This window comes from Streptomyces sp. NPDC097981 (assembly GCF_040302565.1).
In the GTDB taxonomy this organism is placed as follows: Bacteria; Actinomycetota; Actinomycetes; order Streptomycetales; family Streptomycetaceae; genus Streptomyces.
Genome location: NZ_JBEORW010000005.1, coordinates 17,134 through 38,277, shown reverse-complemented (window position 1 = coordinate 38,277; position 21,144 = coordinate 17,134). Strand labels below are relative to the sequence as shown.

At 72.8% G+C, this 21,144-nt stretch carries 26 protein-coding genes; 5 read left to right on the top strand and 21 right to left on the bottom strand.

What is annotated here, in order from left to right; all coding sequences use genetic code 11:
* Positions 1-27: 27 nt before the first annotated feature.
* The 9 genes from trpA to hisI form a co-directional block, all read right to left on the bottom strand.
* Positions 28-840, bottom strand: coding sequence for a tryptophan synthase subunit alpha (trpA, locus tag ABTY04_RS06490; RefSeq protein ID WP_352212203.1), 813 nt, complete (start codon positions 838-840; stop codon positions 28-30).
* Positions 837-2,081, bottom strand: coding sequence for a tryptophan synthase subunit beta (gene trpB, locus ABTY04_RS06485; protein WP_352212202.1), 1,245 nt, complete (start codon positions 2,079-2,081; stop codon positions 837-839). Before trpB ends, trpA begins: the two co-directional genes overlap by 4 nt.
* Before the next feature lie 221 nt (positions 2,082-2,302).
* Positions 2,303-2,512, bottom strand: a complete 210-nt coding sequence (trpM, locus tag ABTY04_RS06480) for a tryptophan biosynthesis modulator TrpM (RefSeq protein WP_352212201.1) — start codon at positions 2,510-2,512, stop codon at positions 2,303-2,305.
* A gap of 8 nt (positions 2,513-2,520) precedes the next feature.
* The gene (gene trpC, locus ABTY04_RS06475) at positions 2,521-3,330 is read right to left on the bottom strand and encodes an indole-3-glycerol phosphate synthase TrpC (protein ID WP_352212200.1); all 810 of its coding nucleotides are present in this window, start codon (positions 3,328-3,330) and stop codon (positions 2,521-2,523) included.
* 162 nt (positions 3,331-3,492) lie between these two features.
* Positions 3,493-3,972: a DUF2752 domain-containing protein gene (locus ABTY04_RS06470; protein WP_352212199.1), complete on the bottom strand. Its 480-nt coding sequence runs from the start codon at positions 3,970-3,972 to the stop codon at positions 3,493-3,495.
* Positions 3,973-4,034: 62 nt separating this feature from the next.
* Complete coding sequence (locus ABTY04_RS06465; protein ID WP_352212198.1) at positions 4,035-4,286, bottom strand: HGxxPAAW family protein; 252 nt, start codon at positions 4,284-4,286, stop codon at positions 4,035-4,037.
* Between the two features lie 98 nt (positions 4,287-4,384).
* Complete coding sequence (locus tag ABTY04_RS06460; protein WP_352212197.1) at positions 4,385-5,050, bottom strand: TIGR02234 family membrane protein; 666 nt, start codon at positions 5,048-5,050, stop codon at positions 4,385-4,387.
* Between the two features lie 14 nt (positions 5,051-5,064).
* Entirely contained in the window at positions 5,065-6,555 is a 1,491-nt protein-coding gene (locus ABTY04_RS06455; RefSeq protein ID WP_352212196.1) for an anthranilate synthase component I, read from the bottom strand.
* A gap of 19 nt (positions 6,556-6,574) precedes the next feature.
* Entirely contained in the window at positions 6,575-6,937 is a 363-nt protein-coding gene (gene hisI, locus ABTY04_RS06450) for a phosphoribosyl-AMP cyclohydrolase (RefSeq protein WP_352212194.1), read from the bottom strand.
* 83 nt (positions 6,938-7,020) lie between these two features.
* Here hisI and ABTY04_RS06445 point away from each other — a divergent pair, with 83 nt between their 5' ends.
* Complete coding sequence (locus tag ABTY04_RS06445) at positions 7,021-7,653, top strand: TIGR03085 family metal-binding protein (protein ID WP_352212193.1); 633 nt, start codon at positions 7,021-7,023, stop codon at positions 7,651-7,653.
* A 231-nt stretch (positions 7,654-7,884) separates the two neighbouring features.
* Here ABTY04_RS06445 and hisF read toward each other — a convergent pair whose 3' ends face one another.
* Genes hisF through hisD form a run of 8 tightly spaced genes read right to left on the bottom strand, consistent with a single transcriptional unit; the run spans position 7,885 to position 13,586 of the window.
* A complete protein-coding gene (gene hisF / locus ABTY04_RS06440; protein WP_352212192.1) occupies positions 7,885-8,640 on the bottom strand; it encodes an imidazole glycerol phosphate synthase subunit HisF in 756 nt (251 codons plus the stop codon).
* Positions 8,637-9,023 carry a RidA family protein gene (locus tag ABTY04_RS06435; protein WP_352212191.1) on the bottom strand — a complete coding sequence of 129 codons (387 nt, stop codon included), beginning with the start codon at positions 9,021-9,023 and terminating at the stop codon, positions 8,637-8,639. The genes hisF and ABTY04_RS06435 overlap by 4 nt, the downstream gene beginning before the upstream one ends.
* Positions 9,020-9,751 carry a bifunctional 1-(5-phosphoribosyl)-5-((5-phosphoribosylamino)methylideneamino)imidazole-4-carboxamide isomerase/phosphoribosylanthranilate isomerase PriA gene (gene priA / locus ABTY04_RS06430; RefSeq protein WP_352212190.1) on the bottom strand — a complete coding sequence of 244 codons (732 nt, stop codon included), beginning with the start codon at positions 9,749-9,751 and terminating at the stop codon, positions 9,020-9,022. The genes ABTY04_RS06435 and priA overlap by 4 nt, the downstream gene beginning before the upstream one ends.
* Positions 9,751-10,401: an imidazole glycerol phosphate synthase subunit HisH gene (hisH, locus tag ABTY04_RS06425; RefSeq protein ID WP_352212189.1), complete on the bottom strand. Its 651-nt coding sequence runs from the start codon at positions 10,399-10,401 to the stop codon at positions 9,751-9,753. Before hisH ends, priA begins: the two co-directional genes overlap by 1 nt.
* On the bottom strand, positions 10,398-10,565 hold the full coding sequence (locus tag ABTY04_RS06420; protein ID WP_352212188.1) for a CG2302 family histidine operon protein: 168 nt from the start codon (positions 10,563-10,565) through the stop codon (positions 10,398-10,400). Before ABTY04_RS06420 ends, hisH begins: the two co-directional genes overlap by 4 nt.
* A gap of 2 nt (positions 10,566-10,567) precedes the next feature.
* The gene (hisB, locus tag ABTY04_RS06415; RefSeq protein WP_352212187.1) at positions 10,568-11,161 is read right to left on the bottom strand and encodes an imidazoleglycerol-phosphate dehydratase HisB; all 594 of its coding nucleotides are present in this window, start codon (positions 11,159-11,161) and stop codon (positions 10,568-10,570) included.
* On the bottom strand, positions 11,158-12,267 hold the full coding sequence (locus ABTY04_RS06410; protein ID WP_352212186.1) for a histidinol-phosphate transaminase: 1,110 nt from the start codon (positions 12,265-12,267) through the stop codon (positions 11,158-11,160). Before ABTY04_RS06410 ends, hisB begins: the two co-directional genes overlap by 4 nt.
* Positions 12,264-13,586 (bottom strand): histidinol dehydrogenase, encoded by a 1,323-nt coding sequence (hisD, locus tag ABTY04_RS06405; RefSeq protein ID WP_352212185.1) that lies wholly within the window; start codon positions 13,584-13,586, stop codon positions 12,264-12,266. Before hisD ends, ABTY04_RS06410 begins: the two co-directional genes overlap by 4 nt.
* 124 nt (positions 13,587-13,710) lie before the next feature.
* On the opposite strand from hisD, the gene ABTY04_RS06400 reads away from it, so the two are divergent.
* The 3 genes from ABTY04_RS06400 to ybaK all read left to right on the top strand — a co-directional run bounded on the left by ABTY04_RS06400 (position 13,711) and on the right by ybaK (position 16,683).
* Positions 13,711-15,309, top strand: coding sequence for an oxidoreductase (locus ABTY04_RS06400; protein ID WP_352212184.1), 1,599 nt, complete (start codon positions 13,711-13,713; stop codon positions 15,307-15,309).
* 61 nt (positions 15,310-15,370) lie between these two features.
* Positions 15,371-16,111, top strand: a complete 741-nt coding sequence (locus ABTY04_RS06395) for an LON peptidase substrate-binding domain-containing protein (RefSeq protein WP_352212183.1) — start codon at positions 15,371-15,373, stop codon at positions 16,109-16,111.
* 80 nt (positions 16,112-16,191) lie between these two features.
* Positions 16,192-16,683 (top strand): Cys-tRNA(Pro) deacylase, encoded by a 492-nt coding sequence (ybaK, locus tag ABTY04_RS06390; RefSeq protein ID WP_352212182.1) that lies wholly within the window; start codon positions 16,192-16,194, stop codon positions 16,681-16,683.
* Between the two features lie 118 nt (positions 16,684-16,801).
* Here ybaK and ABTY04_RS06385 read toward each other — a convergent pair whose 3' ends face one another.
* Genes ABTY04_RS06385 through ABTY04_RS06370 form a run of 4 tightly spaced genes read right to left on the bottom strand, consistent with a single transcriptional unit; the run spans position 16,802 to position 20,696 of the window.
* The gene (locus ABTY04_RS06385; protein WP_352212181.1) at positions 16,802-17,491 is read right to left on the bottom strand and encodes a hypothetical protein; all 690 of its coding nucleotides are present in this window, start codon (positions 17,489-17,491) and stop codon (positions 16,802-16,804) included.
* Positions 17,492-17,525: 34 nt separating this feature from the next.
* On the bottom strand, positions 17,526-18,296 hold the full coding sequence (locus tag ABTY04_RS06380) for an ABC transporter permease (RefSeq protein ID WP_352212180.1): 771 nt from the start codon (positions 18,294-18,296) through the stop codon (positions 17,526-17,528).
* Positions 18,293-19,333: an ABC transporter ATP-binding protein gene (locus tag ABTY04_RS06375; RefSeq protein WP_502996566.1), complete on the bottom strand. Its 1,041-nt coding sequence runs from the start codon at positions 19,331-19,333 to the stop codon at positions 18,293-18,295. The genes ABTY04_RS06380 and ABTY04_RS06375 overlap by 4 nt, the downstream gene beginning before the upstream one ends.
* Positions 19,334-19,391: 58 nt before the next feature.
* The gene (locus ABTY04_RS06370) at positions 19,392-20,696 is read right to left on the bottom strand and encodes an NYN domain-containing protein (RefSeq protein WP_352212179.1); all 1,305 of its coding nucleotides are present in this window, start codon (positions 20,694-20,696) and stop codon (positions 19,392-19,394) included.
* Positions 20,697-20,914: 218 nt separating this feature from the next.
* Between ABTY04_RS06370 and ABTY04_RS06365 the strand changes: the two genes are divergently transcribed.
* Positions 20,915-21,082: a hypothetical protein gene (locus ABTY04_RS06365; protein WP_352212178.1), complete on the top strand. Its 168-nt coding sequence runs from the start codon at positions 20,915-20,917 to the stop codon at positions 21,080-21,082.
* Positions 21,083-21,144: the final 62 nt, after the last annotated feature.

Genomic DNA, 21,144 nt, shown 5'->3' with positions numbered 1-21,144 from the left:
ATTCGTGTCAGTGATCGAACGCGCGGCTCAGCTCCTGCGTACGCCGTCCGCGAGCTCGCCCGCCAGCGCCCGGACGGCGGCCAGCCCGGCCGGCAGGTCGGGCGCGTCCAGCAGCAGCTTCACGAAGGCCGAGCCGACGATCACCCCGTCGGCGAAGCCCGCGACCTCCTTGGCCTGCACCGCGTTGGAGACGCCGAGGCCCACGCAGACGGGGAGCTCCGTGGTGGTGCGGGTGCGGCCGACCAGTTCCCGGGCCTCGTGGCCGACCGACTCGCGGGTACCGGTGACGCCCATCAGCGAGGCGGCGTAGACGAAACCGGAACCGGCGGCCGTGATGGTCGCCAGGCGCTCGTCCTTGCTGCTGGGGGCGACGACGAAGACGGTCGCCAGGCCGTGCTTGTCGGCGTGCTCACGCCACAGCGCGGATTCCTGGACCGGCAGGTCGGGCAGGATGCAGCCCGCGCCGCCCGCGGCGGCCAGCTCGGTGGCGAACCGTTCCACGCCGTAGCGGTCGATGGGGTTCCAGTACGTCATCACCAGCACCGGGGCCCCGGTCGCCTCGTGGGCCTCGCGCACGGTGCGCAGCACGTCGGCGATCTTGACGCCGCCGCGCAGGGCGATGTCGTCGGCGGTCTGGATGATCGCGCCGTCCAGGACCGGGTCGCTGTGCGGGAGGCCGACCTCGACGACGTCCGCGCCGCCCGCGATGACGGCCTTGACGGCCTCGATGCCGCCGTCGACGGTCGGGAAGCCGGCCGGGAGGTAGGCGACGAGGGCCGCCCGGTCCTCGGACCTGGCCTTGGCGAGGGTGGCCGAGAGGAGTTCGATGTTGCCGCTCACTTGGTCTCCCCCTCGGAGTCGTACAGGTTGAAGTAGCGGGCCGCCGTGTCCATGTCCTTGTCGCCGCGGCCGGACAGGTTGACGACGAGCAGTCCGTCCTTGCCCAGCTCCCGGCCCAGGTCGAGGGCGCCCGCGAGGGCGTGCGCCGACTCGATGGCCGGGATGATGCCCTCGGTGCGGGAGAGCAGGCGCAGGGCCTGCATCGCGGCGTCGTCGGTGACCGCGCGGTACTCGCCGCGGCCGGAGTCCTTGAGGAAGGAGTGCTCCGGGCCGATGCCCGGGTAGTCCAGACCGGCCGAGATCGAGTAGGGCTCGGTGATCTGGCCCTCCTCGTCCTGGAGGACGTAACTGCGGGAGCCGTGCAGGATCCCGGGCTCGCCGGCGGTCAGCGTGGCCGCGTGCTCGCCGGTCTCGACGCCGTGTCCGGCGGGCTCGAAGCCGACCAGGCGGACACCGCTGTCCGGGATGAAGGCGTGGAAGAGGCCGATGGCGTTGGAGCCGCCGCCGACGCAGGCCGCGACGGCGTCGGGCAGCCGGCCGGCGCGCTCCAGGATCTGGCGGCGGGCCTCGACTCCGATGACCCGGTGGAAGTCGCGGACCATGGCGGGGAAGGGGTGCGGGCCGGCGACCGTGCCGAAGAGGTAGTGGGTGCGGTCCACGTTGGCGACCCAGTCGCGGAACGCCTCGTTGATGGCGTCCTTGAGGGTCCGGGAGCCGGACTTCACCGCGATGACCTCGGCGCCCAGCATCCGCATGCGGGCCACGTTCAGGGCTTGGCGCTGGGTGTCGATCTCGCCCATGTAGATGGTGCATTCGAGGCCGAAGAGCGCGCAGGCGGTGGCGGTGGCCACGCCGTGCTGGCCTGCCCCGGTCTCGGCGATGACGCGGGTCTTGCCCATGCGCTTGGTGAGCAGTGCCTGGCCCAGCACGTTGTTGATCTTGTGCGAGCCGGTGTGGTTGAGGTCCTCGCGCTTGAGGAAGATCCGGGCGCCGCCGGCGTGCTCGGCGAACCGCGGCACCTCGGTGAGGGCGCTGGGCCGGCCGGTGTAGTTGACCATCAGGTCGTTGAGCTCGGCCGCGAAGGCCGGGTCGCCCTTGGCCTTCTCGTACTCGACGGCGACCTCGTCCACGGCCGCGACGAGCGCCTCCGGGATGAACTTGCCGCCGAAGTCGCCGAAGTAGCCCTCGGCGTCGGGGACGTGACCCTCCGGGTCCGGAATGAAGAACGAGCTGCTGGACATGCCCAGTACTCCTACGGGTGCGATGGGATGGATGCACCGTATTGCGCCGTGGGCCCGCCGCACGTGCACCCCGCTGCGGGGGTGCGATGCGTACGGGCGCAGCGGCCCACGCCCGGAGCCGGCGGCTCGGGGCGACGGGCCGTAAGCGAGCACCGCGCGGGGCGGTACGCCTGGCGGCGTCGGGCGACGACGTCAGACGGACCGGACCGGGACGGCCCTCGTTACAGCGCGCCTGTGGTGCGCCATCGCATGCCGTTGACCTGACCGGGTTCGGAGCCGATCACGTACCTGACCCGCCGCCCGTGCACGCGCCGGGCCGGGGCACGGCAGCCGCGGGGGCGGCAGCCGCGCGCCAGCGGCGCGTGCGCCGTCGGCACGCCGGCCGGGCCGGGGCCCGGTCGGGTGCGGACGGAGGGGCGGTTGGGGGCCATGGGACGGGTCAGCTCCGTCCGTGGCGCAGGGCGGGGTGGGCGCCGGCGGCGACGAGGTCGGCCACGGCCGCCTTCGGGTCGCGTCCGGTGACCAGGGACTCCCCGACGAGGACGGCGTCGGCGCCCTCGTTGGCGTAGGCGATCAGGTCATGCGGCCCGCGGATGCCGGACTCGGCAACCTTGACGATGTGGGCCGGGATCTCGCCGACGACGCGCTCGAAGGTGGAGCGGTCGACCTTGAGGTCCTTGAGGTTGCGGGCATTGACGCCGATGATCTTGGCGCCGGCCGCAACCGCACGCTCGATCTCGTCCTCGTCGTGGACCTCGACGAGCGGGGTGAGGCCGATGGACTCGGCCCGCTCGATGAGGGAGACGAGGGCCTCCTGCTCCAGGGCCGCGACGATCAGCAGCGCGAGGTCGGCGCCGTAGGCGCGGGCCTCCCACAGCTGGTACGCCGTGACGATGAAGTCCTTGCGCAGGATCGGGATGTCCACGCGGGCGCGGACGGCCTCCAGGTCGGCCAGCGAGCCGCCGAAACGGCGCTGCTCGGTGAGGACGGAGATGACCGCCGCACCGCCCGCCTCGTAGTCGGCGGCGAGTCCGGCCGGATCCGCGATCGCGGCCAGCGCGCCCTTGGAGGGGCTGGAGCGCTTGACCTCGCAGATCACCTTGACGCCGTCGCCGCGCAGGGCCGCGACGCCGTCCTTGGCCTGGGGCGCCTTGGCGGCACGCTCCTTGAGCTCGTCGAGGCTCACGCGGGCCTGCCGTTCGGCAAGGTCTTCGCGGACCCCTTCGATGATCTCGTCGAGCACACTCACGCGAGCGGCCCCCTTCCGGGTCGATGACGGTCGGCCGCCTTGCAGACACGTACAACTGCAAGGTCAGCAATTCAAATGGTATCCGCAGGAGGCCTTACCCTCCGCACGCGGTTGACGGCGTCCCAATGACTGGACATTCGGAATCCGGGATTCATACGGGCCTCATGGGGCCAGCGCGGACCCGAAGGGCAGGTTCCGGACAACCACGAAGACCAGGGCCAGCACCCCGAGGGCCCACCAGTACGGACGCCGCAGGGCGAAGCGCGGGGCCGGGGCGCCGCGACAGGCGCGAACCAGCCACAGGACCATGTAGCCGGCGAAGACGAAGTAGCCGACGACAGCCAGGGCATTTGCCCCGAAAGCGGTGATCAGATCGCCGTGGGCGAACGCGTGCGCACTGCGCAGTCCGCCGCATCCGGGACACAGGATTCCGGTGACCCGGAAAAGCGGGCATACCGGATAATGACCGGGTTCATTGGGATCCACGGCCCCCACGTACGCAAAGGCCAGGGCCGCCGAGGCCAGCGTGAGCGCCGGGGAGGCCAGCCGCCGGACGCGGCTCCAGCCCTCGGGCTCCGGGGGGATCGCGGGCACGGCGAAGGGGCTGCGAGAGGCGTCCACCCGCTGATTCTCTCCGCTCATGGCAAAAGGCGCAGCCCGGCGGGACCGCGCCTTTCGAAGGTGTGCACAGGTGCTCGGCCCGGTCAGACCTTCGCGGCGGCCTTGTTGGAGGCGATGACCACGGCCAGGTCGTCGTGGGCGGGCTTCGGCATGCCCATGCCCGCGGCCTTCATCGCCATGCCGACGACACCACCCAGTGCGACGACCACGAGACCGGCCCAGAACCCGAGGGGGTTCGCCATCACCATGAAGGCGCCGGAGATGCAGAAACCGATGAAAGCGATGGTGACACCGGTCCAGGCGGCCGGGGTGTGTCCGTGGTTAGTGCCCGCCATGAGTTGCTCCTCGTTTGCTCTGTCGCATTGCTGTCAAGAAATCGCGGTCTGTGTCGAATACTCGGTGCCCATTGTCCCGCACGGGGCTCGGTGCGCGGTCAGCGGGTCGGGTCCTCGCCCCGGTCCAGGGCCTTCCACAGGTCCTCCGGCCGGTCGGGGTCCACGGCCGCCTGCTTGCGGGCCCGGGGGCTGCCGTCCCGCTCGTAGCGGCCGCCCATCGCGGGCCAGCTGCGGCCGAAGCGCAGGGCCAGCAGTCCGGCGGCCAGGATCAGCGCCGCACCGGCGGCCGTGACGTACGGCCAGGCCGTGTGCGTCAGCGCCCCCACCTGCGCCGCGGTGTCCGCCGTCGTACGGGCGGCCTGCGCGTCCAGCGCCTGCCGGTCGTCGGCCGCCAGCACCGCGGAGAGCGCCGCGCCCAGGCCGCTCAGCGCGAGCAGCCCGGAGACCAGCAGCCGGCTCCTGCCGCGTACGGCGAACACGGCCACCAGGGCGGCGAGGCCCACGATGGCCAGGGCCGCCGGGAGTCCGGTGACGGCCCGCCCGTCCGCGGTCAGCGGCAGCGAGCCGCCCCCGACGGCGGCGGTGCCCCGGGCCCAGACGCGGCCGGAGGCGAGCAGGACGACGGTGGCACCGAGCGCGCCGAGCAGCAGGGCGACGGCCACACTGCGGCGGCCGCCGCGGGCGTCCGGGGTGTCCGGGGTGTCCGGGGCGTCGGTGTCGTCGGTGTCGTTTCGGGGTGGGGGTACGGCGCTCACATACCCCACTATCCCCTACCGGCTCAGGAGCTGCGGAGCCGGTTCGCCGCTCCCACCGCGCGCAGTACGGCGGCCGCCTTGTTGCGGCACTCCAGGTCCTCCAGCTCGGGCACCGAATCCGCGACGACCCCCGCGCCGGCCTGGACGTACGCCGTGCCGTCGCGCAGCAGCGCGGTACGGATGGCGATGGCCGTGTCGGAGTCCCCGGCGAAGTCGAGGTAGCCGACGCAGCCGCCGTACAGGCCGCGGCGGGACGGCTCCAGTTCCTCGATGATCTGCATGGCGCGCGGCTTGGGCGCGCCGGAGAGGGTGCCGGCCGGGAAGCAGGCGGTGAGCACGTCGAAGGCGGTCCGGCCCTCGGCGACCCGGCCGGTGACGGTCGAGACGATGTGCATGACGTGCGAGTACCGCTCGATCGACATGAAGTCGACGACCTCGACCGATCCCGGCTCGCAGACCCGGCCCAGGTCGTTGCGGCCGAGGTCGACGAGCATCAGGTGCTCGGCGCGCTCCTTGGGGTCGGCCAGCAGCTCCTCGGCGAGCTCGTGGTCCTGCTGCGGGGTGGCCCCGCGGTGGCGGGTGCCGGCGATCGGGTGGACCATGGCCCGCCCGTCCTCCACCTTGACCAGGGCCTCGGGGCTGGACCCGACGACGTCGAAGCCGTTCTCGAAGCGGAACAGGTACATGTACGGGGACGGGTTGGTGGCCCGCAGCACCCGGTAGACGTCCAGCGCGGAGGCGTCGCAGCGCGTCTCGAACCGCTGCGAGGGCACCACCTGGAAGGCCTCGCCGGCCCGGATCCGCTCCTTGATGTCCTCGACGGCCTCCTGGTACTTCTCGCCTCCCCACAGGGCGGAGAACTCCGGCAGCTCGGAGGCGGGCAGCGGGGTGGGGGTGTACGGGGCGGGCCGCGCGAGGTCCGCCTCCATCGCGTCGAGCCGGGCCACCGCGTCCGCGTACGCCTCGTCCACACCGGTGTCGAGGTCGTTGTGGTTGATGGCGTTGGCGATGAGCTGGACCGTGCCGTCCCAGTGGTCCATGACCGCCAGGTCGGAGGTGAGCAGCATGGTCAGCTCGGGCAGCTGCAGGTCGTCGGCGGTGTGCTCGCCGATGCGCTCCAGGCGGCGCACGATGTCGTAGCCGAGGTAGCCGACCATGCCGCCGGTGAAGGGCGGCATCCCGCCGGCCAGGTCGCGGGGCGTGTGCAGGGCCTCGACGGTGGCGCGCAGGGCGTCGAGGGGGTCGCCGTCGGTGGGGACGCCGACGGGCGGGGTGCCGATCCAGTGCGCCCGGCCGTCGCGGACGGTCAGCGTGGAGTCGCTGCGGACGCCGACGAAGGAGTAGCGGGACCAGGAGCGGCCGTTCTCGGCGGACTCCAGGAGGAAGGTCCCCGGGCGTTCGGCGGCCAGCTTCCGGTAGAGCCCGACGGGGGTGTCGCCGTCGGCCAGCAGCTTGCGGCTCACGGGGATGACGCGGCGGTCCGCCGCGAGCTTGCGGAACGTCTCAAGATCCATGGGGTGGGACCCTACCTACCTATTCGGCCAGCGGAAGGACATCGGCGTCGAAGCACGTACGGGCGCCCGTGTGGCAGGCGGCGCCGACCTGGTCGACCTTCACGAGGAGGGTGTCGGCGTCGCAGTCGAGGGCGACGGACTTCACGTGCTGGAAGTGGCCGGAAGTATCCCCCTTCACCCAGTACTCCTGGCGGCTGCGGGACCAGTACGTGCAGCGGCCGGTGGTCAGGGTGCGATGCAGGGCCTCGTCGTCCATCCAGCCGAGCATGAGCACCTCACCGGTGTCGTACTGCTGGGCGATGGCCGGTACCAGGCCGTCGGCGGAGCGCTTGAGCCGGGCGGCGACGGCGGGATCGAGGGAGGACGTACTCATGGGGGACATTGTGCCGCGAGCGGGGCCCGGTGACGGATCACTGTCCGCCTGATGAGCAGCACGGGGCGGGTTCCAGCCGTAGGCTGGCCCCCATGTCTACCCATGCGAAGCGCGAACGCCTGCTGCTGGCGGACCTGTTGGAGGCGGTGGGGCCCGAGGCGCCGACGCTGTGCGAGGGCTGGCGTGCCCGGGAGCTGGCGGCGCACGTGGTGGTCCGGGAGCGCCGCCCGGACGCGGCGGGCGGTCTGCTGCTGAACGTCCTGAAGGACCGGCTGGACAAGGCGATGGCCGAGTACACGGCCAAGCCGTACGAGGAACTGATCCAGCTGATCCGGACCGGCCCGCCGAAGCTGTCCCTGTACTCGGTGAAGCAGATCGACGAGGCGGCGAACGCGGTGGAGTTCTACGTCCACGCCGAGGACGTACGGCGCGCCCAGCCGGACTGGTCGCCGCGGCAGCTGGACCCGGTGTTCTCGGGCGCCCTGTGGTCCCGGCTGGAGAAGCTGGCCCGGCTGACGGGCCGCCGCTCCCCGGTGGGCCTGGTGCTGCGCCGCCCGAACGGCCAGACGGCGGTGGCGCACAAGGGCACCCCCGTGGTGACGGTCACGGGCGAGCCGGGCGAGCTGACCCTGTTCTGCTTCGGCCGCCAGGACGCCGCCGCCGTGGAACTGGACGGCCCGCCGGAGGCCATCGCCAAGCTGACGACGGCGAAGCTCGGCATCTGACTTTCCACGGCGCCCTCGCACCGGTCGGCCCTGGCGGGCCTCCCGGGCTTCGGGCGCCTGCGCCGGACTCCGTCCGCCGACCGGGGGTCACGCCCCCCGCCGAAGGGCCGGGGCCCGGCCACGGCTCGGGAGGTCTACGGCAGGCCGGGCCGCGGCACGGCGGCGGGCGCAGCCTCGCGGGGTGCCCGGGGCAGCGCCCCGGGCACCGTCACCGCCGCCCCGGCCAGGGCATCAGCGGACCGGGTGGCCCGCCTCGCGGAGGGCTTCCTTGACCTGAGCGATCCGCAGGTCGCCGAAGTGGAACACCGAGGCGGCGAGCACGGCGTCGGCGCCGGCCGCGATCGCCGGCGCGAAGTGCTCCAGCCGGCCGGCCCCGCCCGAGGCGATCACCGGGACCGTGACGTGCCTGCGCACAGCCGCGATCATCTCGGTGTCGTACCCGTCCTTGGTGCCGTCCGCGTCCATCGAGTTCAGCAGGATCTCCCCGGCGCCCAGTTCGGCCGCCCGGTGCGCCCACTCGACGGCGTCCATGCCGGTGCCCCGGCGGCCGCCGTGCGTGGTGACCTCGAAGGAGCCGGAGTCGGTGCGGCGGGCGTCGACGGACAGGACGAGGACCTGCCGTCCGAAGCGCTCCGCGATCTCCTGGATCAGCTCGGGCCGTGCGATCGCGGCGGTGTTCACGCCGACCTTGTCCGCGCCGGCCCGCAGCAGCTTGTCCACGTCGTCCGCGGTGCGGACGCCGCCGCCCACGGTCAGCGGGATGAAGACCTGCTCGGCGGTCCGCCGCACCACGTCGTACGTGGTCTCGCGGTTTCCGGACGACGCGGTGATGTCGAGGAAGGTCAGCTCGTCGGCGCCCTCGGCGTCGTACAGCTTGGCCATCTCCACCGGGTCGCCCGCGTCCCGCAGGTTCTGGAAGTTGACGCCCTTGACGACGCGGCCGTTGTCCACGTCCAGGCAGGGGATCACTCGTACGGCGAGGGTCACCGCGCCACCTCCCCGTAGGCCTCGACCTCGACCTCGACGACCATGCTCGGGTCGACGAAGCCGGAGACGATCAGCATCGTGGCGGCGGGGCGGACGGAGTCGAAGAGCGTCTTGTGGGCGCGGCCCACCTCGTCCACGTCCCGGGCGTGCGTGAGGTACATCCGGGTGCGGACGACGTTCTGCGGACCCAGGCCCGCCTCGGCGAGCGCCTTGAAGGCGACCTCGAAGGCCTTGACCGTCTGGTCGTACGGGCCGCCCGCGTCGCCCGCGGTGCAGCCGGAGACGAGGACGATGCCGTTCGGGAGCTGCACGGCGCGCGAGTAGCCGATGACGTCCTCGTAGGGGCCGCCGGAGGAGATCCTGCGCACTTCTGCGGAGCTCATGCGGAGACCACCTCCAGGGCCTCTTCCAGGGTGAAGGCCTTGGCGTACAGGGCCTTGCCCACGATGGCGCCCTCGACGCCCAGCGGCACCAGTGCGGACAGGGCCCGCAGGTCGTCGAGCGAGGAGATCCCGCCGGAGGCCACGACCGGGCGGTCGGTGGCGGCGCAGACGTTCTTCAGCAGCTCCAGGTTGGGGCCGGTCAGCGTGCCGTCCTTGCCGATGTCGGTGACGACGTACCGGGCGCAGCCCTCGGAGTCCAGGCGCGCGAGGGTCTCGTAGAGGTCCCCGCCCTCGCTGGTCCAGCCGCGGCCCTTGAGGGTCGTACCGCGTACGTCGAGCCCGACCGCGATCTTGTCGCCGTGCTCGGCGATGGCCTTGGCGGCCCACTCGGGGGTCTCCAGGGCGGCGGTGCCGAGGTTGACGCGGGTGCAGCCGGTGGCGAGGGCCGCGGCGAGGGTGGCGTCGTCGCGGATGCCGCCGGACAGCTCGACCTTGATGTCCATGGCGCCGGTGATCTCGGCGACCAGGGCGCGGTTGTCGCCGGTGCCGAAGGCGGCGTCCAGGTCGACGAGGTGCAGCCATTCGGCGCCGGAGGCCTGCCAGGCGAGGGCCGCCTCCAGCGGGGAGCCGTAGGAGGTCTCGCTTCCGGACACCCCGTGCACGAGGCGGACGGCCTGCCCGTCGCGGACGTCGACCGCGGGGAGGAGTTCCAGCTTGTTGACGGGCATCAAAGGGTCTCGATCCAGTTGGTGAGGAGCTGGGCTCCGGCGTCGCCGGACTTCTCGGGGTGGAACTGGGTGGCCCACAGGGCCCCGTTCTCCACCGCCGCGACGAAGCGCTCGCCGTGGGTGGCCCAGGTGACCTTGGGGGCGCGGATCACCGGGTTGGTGACCTCCAGGCTCCAGCCTCGCACCGCGTACGAGTGCACGAAGTAGAAGTGGGCGTCGTCGTCCAGGCCCTTGAAGGCCTGGCTGTCCGCCGGGGCGTCCACGGTGTTCCAGCCCATGTGGGGCACGATCGGGGCGCGCAGCGGTTCGACGGTGCCGGGCCACTCGTCGAGGCCCTCCGTCTCCACGCCGTGCTCGATGCCGCGCTCGAAGAGGATCTGCATCCCGACGCAGATGCCCATGACCGGGCGGCCGCCGGAGAGCCGGCGGCCGATGATCCAGTCGCCGCGGACGTCCTTGAGGCCCTGCATACAGGCGGAGAAGGCGCCGACGCCGGGGACGAGGAGCCCGTCGGCGTCCATCGCCTTGTCGTAGTCGCGGGTGATCTCGACGTCCGCGCCGACGCGCGCGAGGGCGCGTTCGGCGGAACGGACGTTTCCGAAGCCGTAGTCGAAGACCACGACCGTCTTGGTGGGTCGGACTGCGCTCATGCCCAGATTCCTTGGATCCGCAGGACTCCGGCGGCGAGGCACATCGCGGAGCCGATGGCGAGCAGGATGACGACCGATTTGGGCATCTTCTGCTTCTGGAAGGAGTAGACGCCGCCGGCCAGGAAGAGGCCGAAGACGATCAGGATGGTGTTCAGGCCGTTCACGGCTAGAGGGCGCCCTTCGTCGAGGGCAGGATTCCGGCGGCGCGCGGGTCGAACTCGGCGGCGTAGCGCAGAGCACGGGCGAGGGCCTTGAACTGGCATTCCACGATGTGGTGGGCGTTGCGGCCGTACGGGACGTGGATGTGCAGGGCGATCTGGGCCTGCGCGACGAAGGACTCGAAGATGTGCCGGGTCATCGTCGTGTCGTACTCGCCGATCATCGGCGCCATGTTCTCGGGCTCGGTGTGCACGAGGTACGGGCGGCCGGACAGGTCCACCGTCACCTGGGCGAGGGACTCGTCGAGCGGCACCGTGCAGTTGCCGAAGCGGTAGATGCCGACCTTGTCGCCGAGGGCCTGCCTGAAGGCGGCGCCGAGCGCGAGGGCGGTGTCCTCGATGGTGTGGTGGCTGTCGATGTGCAGGTCGCCGTCCGTCTTGACCGTGAGGTCGAAGAGGCCGTGGCGGCCGAGCTGGTCGAGCATGTGGTCGTAGAAGCCCACGCCCGTCGAGACGTCGACCTTGCCGGTGCCGTCGAGGTTTATCTCGACGACGACCGAGGTCTCCTTCGTCGTCCGTTCGACCCGTCCGATGCGGCTCATGCGTGCTGCTCCTTCTTCAGTGCGCGAACCGCTTCCAGGAACGCGTCGTTCTCGGCCGGGGTGCCGGCGGTGACCCGCAGCCAGCCCGGTACGCCGTTGTCCCTGACCAGGACGCCCTGGTCGAGGATCTTCCGCCAGGCGGTGTGCGAATCCTCGAACTTCCCGAACTGGATGAAGTTCGCGTCGGACTCGGTGACCTCGCAGCCGATGGCCCGCAGCTCGGTCACGAGGCGGTCCCGCTCGGCCTTGAGCTGCTCGACGTAGCCGAGCAGGGTGTCGGTGTGCTCCAGGGCGGCCAGCGCGGTCGCCTGGGTGACGGCCGACAGGTGGTACGGCAGGCGTACGAGCTGGACGGCGTCGACCACGGCCGGGTGCGCGGCCAGGTAGCCCAGGCGCAGCCCGGCGGCGCCGAAGGCCTTGGACATGGTCCGGGAGACCACCATGTTCGGGCGGCCCTCGATCAGCGGGAGGAGGGAGTCCCGGTGGCTGAACTCGACGTACGCCTCGTCCACGATGACCAGGGACGGCTTGGCCGCCTGCGCGGCCTCGTAGAGGGCGAGGACCGTCTCCGCCTCGACCGCGGTACCCGTGGGGTTGTTGGGCGAGGTGATGAAGACGACGTCGGGCGCGTTCTCCGCGATGGCCTGCTCGGCGGCGGCCACGTCGATGGTGAAGTCCTCGTTGCGCGGGCCGGAGATCCAGCCCGTCCCGGTGCCGCGGGCGATCAGCGCGTGCATGGAGTACGAGGGCTCGAAGCCGATCGCGGTGCGGCCGGGCCCGCCGAAGGTCTGCAGCAGCTGCTGGATGACCTCGTTGGAGCCGTTGGCGGCCCATACGTTCTCCCGTGCGACCGGGTGCTTGCCCGTACGGGTGAGGTAGGCGGCCAGGGCCGTCCGCAGCTCGACCGCGTCCCGGTCGGGGTAGCGGTTGAGGGTGCGGGCGGCCTCGGAGACGCGCTCGGCGATGCGCCGGACCAGCTCGTCGGGGAGCTCGTACGGGTTTTCGTTGGTGTTCAGCTGGACGGGCACGTCGAGCTGGGGGGCGCCGTACGGGGTCTTGCCGCGCAGTTCGTCCCGGATGGGGAGGTCGTCGATCCCGAAACTCACTGGTTGGGCACCTTCCATCCGAAGCGCGCCTTGAGGGCGGCGCCGTGCGCGGGCAGGTCCTCGGCCTCGGCCAGCGTCACCACGTGGTGGGTGACCTCGGCGAGCGCGTCGCGCGTGTAGTCGACGATGTGGATGCCGCGCAGGAAGGACTGTACGGACAGGCCGGAGGAGTGGCAGGCGCAGCCGCCGGTGGGCAGCACGTGGTTCGACCCGGCGCAGTAGTCGCCGAGGGAGACCGGGGCCCACGGCCCGACGAAGATCGCGCCGGCGTTGCGGACCCGGGCGGCCCAGGCCGCGGCGTCGGCGGTCTGGATCTCCAGGTGCTCGGCGCCGTACGCGTCGACGACCTTGAGGCCGTCTTCCAGGCTGTCGACCAGCACGATCGCGGACTGCTTGCCCGCGAGCGCCGGCTTGATCCGGTCCTCGACGTGCTTGGTGGCCGCGACCTGCGGCTCCAGCTCCCTCTCGACGGCGGCCGCGAGCTCCTCGGAGTCCGTGACGAGCACGGCGGCGGCCAGCGGGTCGTGCTCGGCCTGGCTGATCAGGTCGGCGGCGACGTGCACCGGGTCGGCCGTGGAGTCCGCGAGGACCGCGATCTCGGTCGGGCCGGCCTCGGTGTCGATGCCGATCTTCCCGGTGAAGTAGCGCTTGGCGGCGGCGACCCAGATGTTGCCGGGGCCGGTCACCATGTTGACCGGCAGGCACTCCTGCGTGCCGTACGCGAACATCGCGACGGCCACGGCGCCGCCGGCCGCGTACACCTCGTCCACGCCGAGGAGCGCGCACGCGGCGAGGATCGTCGGGTGCGGCAGGCCGCCGAACTCCTTCTGCGGCGGGGACGCGAGCGCGATCGATTCGACGCCCGCCTCCTGCGCCGGTACGACGTTCATGACGACGGAGGACGGGTACACGGAGCGGCCGCCCGGGGCGTACAGGCCCACGCGCTGGACCGGAACCCACTTCTCGGTCACGGTGCCGCCGGGGACCACCTGGGTGGTGTGCTCGGTGCGGCGCTGCTCGCGGTGCACGATCCGGGCGCGCCGGATGGACTCCTCCAGGGCGGCGCGGACGGCCGGGTCGAGCGTGTCCAGAGCGGCCTGGAGTGCCTCGGCGGGCACCCTGACCTGCGAGAGCTCCACTCCGTCGAACTTCTGCGCGTACTCGATCAGCGCCGCCGTGCCACGATGATGGACGTCCTCGCAGATGGGCCGCACCTTCTCCAGGGCGGCTTCCACGTCGAACTCGGCACGGGGCAGCAGATCGCGCAGGGCGCCACCCTCGGGGAGGGCGTCACCGCGCAGGTCGATACGAGAGATCACCTCCCAATTCTCTCAGACCGCCTCCCACCGCCGTCCGCCCGTATCACTGGCTGATACACGCCCCGGACGTCACTGCCGCCCGATAGCGTTCCTGTTACACGTATGCACAGCGGAGGGGGCCGCCATGGCGGAGGCACGTGCCGGCGAGGAGCCCGCGGATCTCACCGCTGCCGAACGCCGCATGTGGGAGGCGTACCGGACGGGCAGTGTCTGCGATCTCAGCGCCCGGGCCGCCGACGAGGACGATCCGCACTCCGACCGGGTGTGGGGCCCGGGGCGCAGCGTCCGTGCCCGGGTGGTGGCGCTGCTGCTGCTCCACGGCCCGCCGCCGGTGCCGGGCCGGGTGGCCTCGCTGAAGCTGCGCGGCGTACGGATCACCGGGCGCCTCGACCTGTCCGGCGGCATCGTGCTGCCGTACGTCGAGCTCCAGTCCTGCCGCTTCGACAGCGAGATCCAGCTGTCCGAGACCCGGTTCGGCACCCTGCGCCTGGTCAACTGCGCGATACCGCGGCTGGACGCCTCCCGCCTGCACACGGAGGGCGATCTGCACCTGCCGCGCTGCCGGGTGGCCCGAGGGATCCGGCTGACCGACGCGCAGATCGGCACCGACCTGCTGATCAGCCAGGCCGTGGTGCAGCGGGACAACAGGGGCCGGGCCATCGCCGCGGACGGGATGTCGGTCGCGCAGGACTTCCAGGGCGAGCTTCTGGAGGCGTACGGGGAGGTGAGTCTGCGCGGCGCGAAGGTCGGCGTGTCGATGAACCTGCGGGGGGCCCGGCTGCGCAACCCGTACGGGCGGCGCGCGCTGAACGCCCCGCAGCTGACCGTCGAGCGGACGCTGTACCTGACCTCGATCGCCCTGGACTACGTCCTCGGCGACTCCGGCTCCTCCACTCCCCCGTACGGGCTCGGCCAGACACCCACGCGCGGGCAGCGGGCCCAGCGCTTCGAGTGCCGGGGCGGGCTGCGGCTGGACGACGGCCGCTTCGGGGACGCCGTCGACTTCTACGGCGCCCGGTTCACGCTGGCCGATGACCAGGAGGTGTCGCTGCGCCGGATACAGACCCCGGAGCTGCGGTTCGTCGGCGAGCGGCCGGAGAAGGGGCGGGTGGTGCTGTCCGGGGCGAAGGTGGTGAAGCTGGTGGACACCTCCACGAGCTGGCCCGGCCAGGGCGGCGTGTCGATCGAGGGGTTCGCGTACGAGAACCTCGCGCCCCGCGGCCACTTCCCGCTGGTGCGCCGGCTGGACTGGGTGGAGGCGGCCACCCCGGAGTACTCGCCGGAGCCGTACGAGCGGCTGGCCGCCGTACTGCGCGCCAGCGGCGAGGACGCGGACGCGCGCGAGGTGATGCTGGCCAAGCAGCGGCGGCGCCGGGCCACCCTGCCGCCGGCGCTCAAGGCCTGGGGGTACCTCCAGGACTGGACGGTGGCGTACGGGTACCGCCCCGGGCGGGCCGCACTGTGGATGGCGGTGCTGTGGGCGGCGGGCGCGCTGCTCTTCTCCCGGCACGAGCCGCCGCCGATCAAGGCGGACGAGCACCCGAAGTGGGATGCGGCGCTGTACGCGCTGGACCTGCTGCTCCCGGTGATCGATCTCGGCCAGGAGGGCCAGTGGAAGGTGGAGGGCGGCTGGCAGTGGGGCTCGGCGGCGCTGGTCCTGCTGGGCTGGATCCTGGCGACGACGGTGGCGGCGGGAGCCACACGTCTGCTGAGGAGGGGATGACCTCCGGGTGGGGAACAACTGAGGTGACAGGCCCTGGGCCGGGGCCACTACCCTGTGCCTCGTGACCTCCGTTCGCCTGCCCCTCTTCCCGCTGAACTCGGTGCTGTTCCCGGGACTCGTCCTCCCGCTGAACGTCTTCGAGGAGCGTTATCGCGCCATGATGCGCGAGCTGCTGAAGACGGGCGACGAAGAGCCGCGCCGCTTCGCGGTCGTCGCGATCCGCGACGGCCGCGAGGTCGCGCCGACCGCGCCCGGGCTGCCGGACCAGACGGCCCTGCCCGAGCGGGGCCCGACGGCGGGCTTCGGACCGGACCCCGTCCAGGCCTTCCACCGGGTGGGCTGCATCGCGGACGCGGCGACGATCCGGGAGCGGGAGGACGGCAGCTTCGAGGTCCTCGCCACCGGTACGGCGCGGGTCCGGCTGCTGTCGGTGGACACCTCCGGTCCGTACCTGGTGGCGGAGCTGGAGGAGCTTCCGGAGGACGCGGGAGACGGCGCGGGCGTGCTGGCGGAGGGGGTCCTGCGGGCTTTCCGGAACTACCAGAAGCGGCTGGCCGGAGCCCGTGAGCGGTCCCTGGCGTCGAGCCCGGACCTGCCGGACGAGCCGTCGGTGGTCTCGTACCTGGTGGCGGCGGCGGCCGTGCTGGACATCCCGGCGAAGCAGCGGCTGCTCCAGGCACCGGACACGGCGACCCGGCTCGCGGAGGAGCTGAAACTGCTGCGTTCGGAGACGGCGGTCATCCGCCACCTCCCGTCGCTCCCGGCGGTCGACCTGACGCGGGCGCCGACCAGCCCGAACTGACGGCAGGGACGTACGGCAGGGACGTACGGCACATCAGAGACGGCACAGCAGCGACGGCACGGAACGACGGCGAAGGACCGATGGCGAAGAAGAAGGCTCCGGCCGGCACCCCGGCGATCGCGGCGCTCACGTCCGCACAGGCCGCGTTCACGGTGCACGCGTACGAGCACGACCCGGCGCACCCCTCCTACGGCGAGGAGGCGGCGCAGGCCATGGGGGTCTCCCCGGACCGGGTCTTCAAGACGCTGGTCGCGGACGTGGACGGCGTCCTGACGGTGGCGGTGGTCCCGGTGTCGGGCAGCCTGGACCTGAAGGCCCTCGCCGCCGCGGTGGGCGCCAAGCGGGCGGTCATGGCAGACCCGGCGCTGGCGGAGCGCACCACGGGCTACGTCCTGGGCGGCATCTCCCCGCTGGGGCAGCGCAAGCGGCTGCGGACGGTGCTGGACGCGTCGGCGCAGGACCACGCCACGATCTGTGTCTCGGCCGGCCGCCGCGGCCTGGAGGTCGAGCTTCCGCCCGCCACCCTGACGACCCTGACGTCGGCCACCCTGGCCCCGATCGCCCGGCCGTGACCAACGCCGGCGGGGCTGCATCGCAGCCCCGCCGGCGTTGAGGCGGAAACGGTGGAAGGGCGGGGCGGGGAGGAAGCCTCCGCGCAGCGGTCCCGGCCCGGCCCGGCCCGCCTGACGGTCAGGGCCGCGGGGGCTCGGAGTCCGACGGACCTGACGCGGGCGACCGGTCCGGCCGGTCCGACGGCTCCGCGTGGACGTGGGGCGGCGGGTACACGCCCTGCCAGGCCTGCTCGTCGGCCGGATCCTGGTCGTACGGGGACCACAGGGCCGTCAGGCCCAGGTGGACGGCCACGGCGACCATCGGCCAGACCAGCAGCGCCCCGTGCGCCAGCAGCTGCAGCGGCGCGTCGAACGGCACCCCCTTGCCCGCCTTCAGCGCGGCGGCGGCCACGTCCGACGACGGTCCCAGCCACAGCCCCAGCCGCCACCCCAGCAGCGAGGCGAAGGCGGATCCGAGTACCAGGCCGACGACGAGCGGGACCCCGCCCCGGCGGCGCCACAGGAAGACGAGGACCGCGCTCAGCACGCCGAACCCCAGCGACAGCAGGAAGAACGTCCCGTCGGCCCCTATCCGGGCCTCGCTCTCGGTGTTGCGCAGGAAGACGGCCTCACCGTTCGAGACATACTGCGCCTTGGGCGCCAGCCATGCCCACAGCAGTCCGAGCAGCACACCGGCCACCCCGGTCAGCAGGGCCACGGCGGCCCCGTCGCGGATGTCCCCCGCGGTGATGCCCCCGGCGGAGCCGCCCGGCTTCTCCGGCGGCTGCGGCGGTTCGAACGGGGACGGCGTGGTCACGGCTTCGGTCACCCCCACATCGTGCCAGGTGCCGACGGCGTCGGCGTCAGCGGACTGCCGCCCGCCGGTAGGCCCACGTCGCGACGGCCAGTGAGAGGACCCCGACGGCCCCGCACACTCCGAGGTCCAGCACGACCGCCGCCCAGTCCGGATGCGGTGCGAAGGTCCGTGCGAAGGCCTCCACCCCGTACGTGGACGGCAGCAGGTCCCGCGCCCAGACGATCATGTCCGGCATCCGCTCCGGTGGCAGCACCCCCAGCAGCAGCGCCGCCGACATGCCGAGCTGTCCGGCCAGCGTGGCCAGCTCCTGCCGCGGTGCCAGCAGCCCGAGCGCGGCGCCCAGTCCGGCCAGCGCGGCTCCGGCCAGCGGTACGACCGCGGCCAGGATCCACAGCCCGCCCAGCGGCAGCCCGAACAGCAGGCATCCGAACACCGCCGTCACCAGCGTGCCCGGCAGGGTGAAGGAGGCGTACGCGGCGGCCGCGCCGAGCACCACCGAGGCGGGCGGCACGGGCAGCGTGGCGTAGTGGTCCAGACCCCCGCCGGCCCGCAGCTGCCCGAAGTACTGCGCGAGCAGGTTCAGCGCGACGAACGCGACGACCAGCACGGACGAGCCCGCGACCACGGCCCGGGCCTCCGAGCCGCCGTCCACCACGCCCCGCATCAGGATCATGATCCCGACGGACTGGAAGGTGGCCACGAACAGCAGCGGGATCCGCGACACCCGGGCCCGGGACAGCTGCGCCCGGTACACGGCGGCCAGCGACGGGAAGAGCCGGGCCCGGGGGGCCAGCACAGCCACGGTGGCAGCAGTCACGACTTCACCAGACCCTTCGACGTACGCCCGCCCAGCGCGAGATAGACGTCCTCCAGGCTCGGGGTCGCCAGCGTGAAGTCGTCGAGGGCGGCGAAGGCCGGCCCGCCGGTCACGGCGGCCACCGCGGCGCGCGCCTCGTCGGGCGCGAGCCGCAGCACCCAGCGGCGTCCGGCCCCGGCTGCGGCCGGTGCGAGCGCGGCGACCTCCGGTACCTCCAGCGGCGGCGCGGTGCGCCACACCAGCTCCAGCCGGACCTCGCCGGAGACCCGGGCCTTCAGACCGGCCGGGGTGTCGCAGGCGATGACCCGGCCCTGGTCGATGACGGCGACCCGGTCCAGGACGGTCTCGGCCTCGATGACGTTGTGGGTGACGAGCAGGACGGTGGCCCCGTGCCGGGTGCGCCGCCGGTCCACGGCCGCCCACACGGCCCGCCGGGCCACGGGGTCCATGCCGGTGGTGGGCTCGTCGAGGACCAGCACCGGCCGCTCCCCCACCAGCGAGGCGGCGAAGCAGGCGAGGCGGCGCTGCCCTCCGGAAAGCTTCTTGAGGGGCCGCCCGGCGATCTCGGTGAGCCCGAGTTCCTCCAGTACGGCGTCCCGCTCGGCCCGCGCCGCCCGTACGCCGAGCCCGCGCAGCCGGGCCGTGGTCTCGGCGGCCAGCGCCACCGTGAGCTCGTCGAGGGCGGTGGACTCCTGCCCCAGGTAGGCGAGCAGCCGGGCCGCCCGCTCGGGGTGGCGTACGAGGTCGTGGCCGAGCAGGGTCACGGCGCCCGAGTCGGGCCGCATCAGGCCGGTGAGCTGCCGGACCAGGGTGGACTTGCCGGCGCCGTTGGGGCCGAGCAGGCCGAAGATCTCACCACGCCGGACGTCCAGGGAGATCCCGTCGGTGGCCCGGGTCTCGGGCAGGGCGGGGGCTCCGCGCCGGCCCCGTACCGCGGGGTACGTCTTGACCAGGTCACGCACCGTGCAGACCACGTCTGAAGCCGCGTCCGCGGCGACTGCCGTGCTCGGTTGTGCTGATGCTGTGCCCGTACTCACGAGGGAGCAGCCTACGCGGCTTTCGGCCGGCCGCCGCCGGGAGGTGCCCCCGACCCCTCTACTCGGCCGCCGGGGCGGCCGGCCCCGCGGGCACGGCGGAGGGTGCACCGGCCACGTGCTCGGCGGCCGCGCGGACGTCGATCTCCCGCCAGAAACCGGCCCGGATGGCGTAGCGGTCGTGCTCGTCGATCTGGTCGTCCTTGTGCGCGAGCAGCCCGAACCGGGCCGCGTAGCGCAGCAGCTCCCCGTCGATGCGGTGCGGGATCCGCGGGTACATCGTGGCGAGCTTCTGCAGGTGGACGCTTTCGGGGAGGCGTTCCATCCAGCGCCTGGCGAACACCTGGCCGACCTCGAAGGGGTCGCCGCCGACTGTGGTGATGTCCTCCTCGCGGTCCGCCCAGCGCTGTTCGGCGCTGGTGAGCTGGGCGAGGGTGGGCAGCGAGGCGGTCTCGGCGGGTTCCCCCAGCGGTCCGGCCCGGTCGATCCAGCCCTTGTCGGAGGACCAGCGCAGGGCGCTGCCGGCCGGGGGCTGGGCGCTGCCGTGGCCGCCCGGGGGGCCGGGCTGCGGGCCGGGGGTGCGCAGCGAGCCGGCGAGGTCCTTGGGCGTGGGTACGGTCTTGCCCCCGGCGGCGGGCGCCGGCACGGGGGCGCCGCCCGCCTCGGGCTCGGCCGGGGCCGGGGTCGCGCCGCCGCCCCCGCCGGCGCTGCGGGCGGCCTCGGCGAGGGCCGCCTCGGGCAGCGGGGCGGAGAGGATCGCGGCGATCTCGGGGCGCGGCGCGGGGGGCGGTGCGCACAGTCCGGCGAGGTCCTTGGCGCGGACGGCCCGGGTGATCCAGGCCCGGTCCAGGACGCGTCGCTCGTCTGCCTCGGCGACGAGGTCCTCGGACTGGTTGTAGTCGCCGTCGGCGGCCTGGACGGCCCACAGGTGGACGGCGACCCCGTGTTCCTTGGCGGACATGAGGCCGGGCAGCAGGTCGCCGTCACCCGTGACGAGTACGACGTCGGAACAGGCCCGGTTACGGGCCAGCTCGGTGAGTTCGGCGTGCATGGCGGCGTCCACGCCCTTCTGCGCCCAGCGGCCGTCGCTGCGGGTCAGGGCGCCGAGGCGGACGGTGACGCGGGACATGACGCGCAGCCGCCGGTGCTCGGGCTGGGGCACCCGGTCGGGTGCGCCGTCGAACCAGTAGATGCGCAGCAGGGGCTGCTCGGTGTCGGCCTCGGCCCGCTCGCGCAGGCCCTGGATGAGGGCGGCATGGTCGACGGTGATGCGGGAGCGGGAGGGCTCCCCTGCGAGAAGGCTGGCGGCGGCGCCCAGCAGATAGCCGGCGTCCACCAGGACGACGCAGCGGTCCACGCGTACCACCCTCTTCCCTGGGGATCCCTCTGTTTGTCGCGGGTTCCCCGAGTCTGCCCGACCGCAAGGGTGTTGACGGCCGGAACTCGATCATCGGCGTGGCGGATCCGGCGGTGTGTGCGCACGGGGTCCCGGCTACGCGCAGCAAAGATCCAAAATGCGCGGTTTGCGGTGTCGTGTGAGGGTGAAGGCGGTCCTGGCCCCTAAACCCTCACGGAGGCTCCACCATGGCCAAGAACAAGAACCGTCAGCACGAGCAGAAGCAGCAGGCCCGGTCGTCGTCGCAGGCTCCCTCGAAGAGTTCGGCGGAGTCCGTGTCCGAGCCCTCGGGCGGCAGCCCGAGTCCGATGGACATGGCCCGCAAGGGCAAGCAGAAGAAATTCGGCCATAACTGACGCCTCCGCGAGCACCGCGCACGAGGGCGCGCCCAGAGCTCTGGGCGCGCCCTTCTTCACGT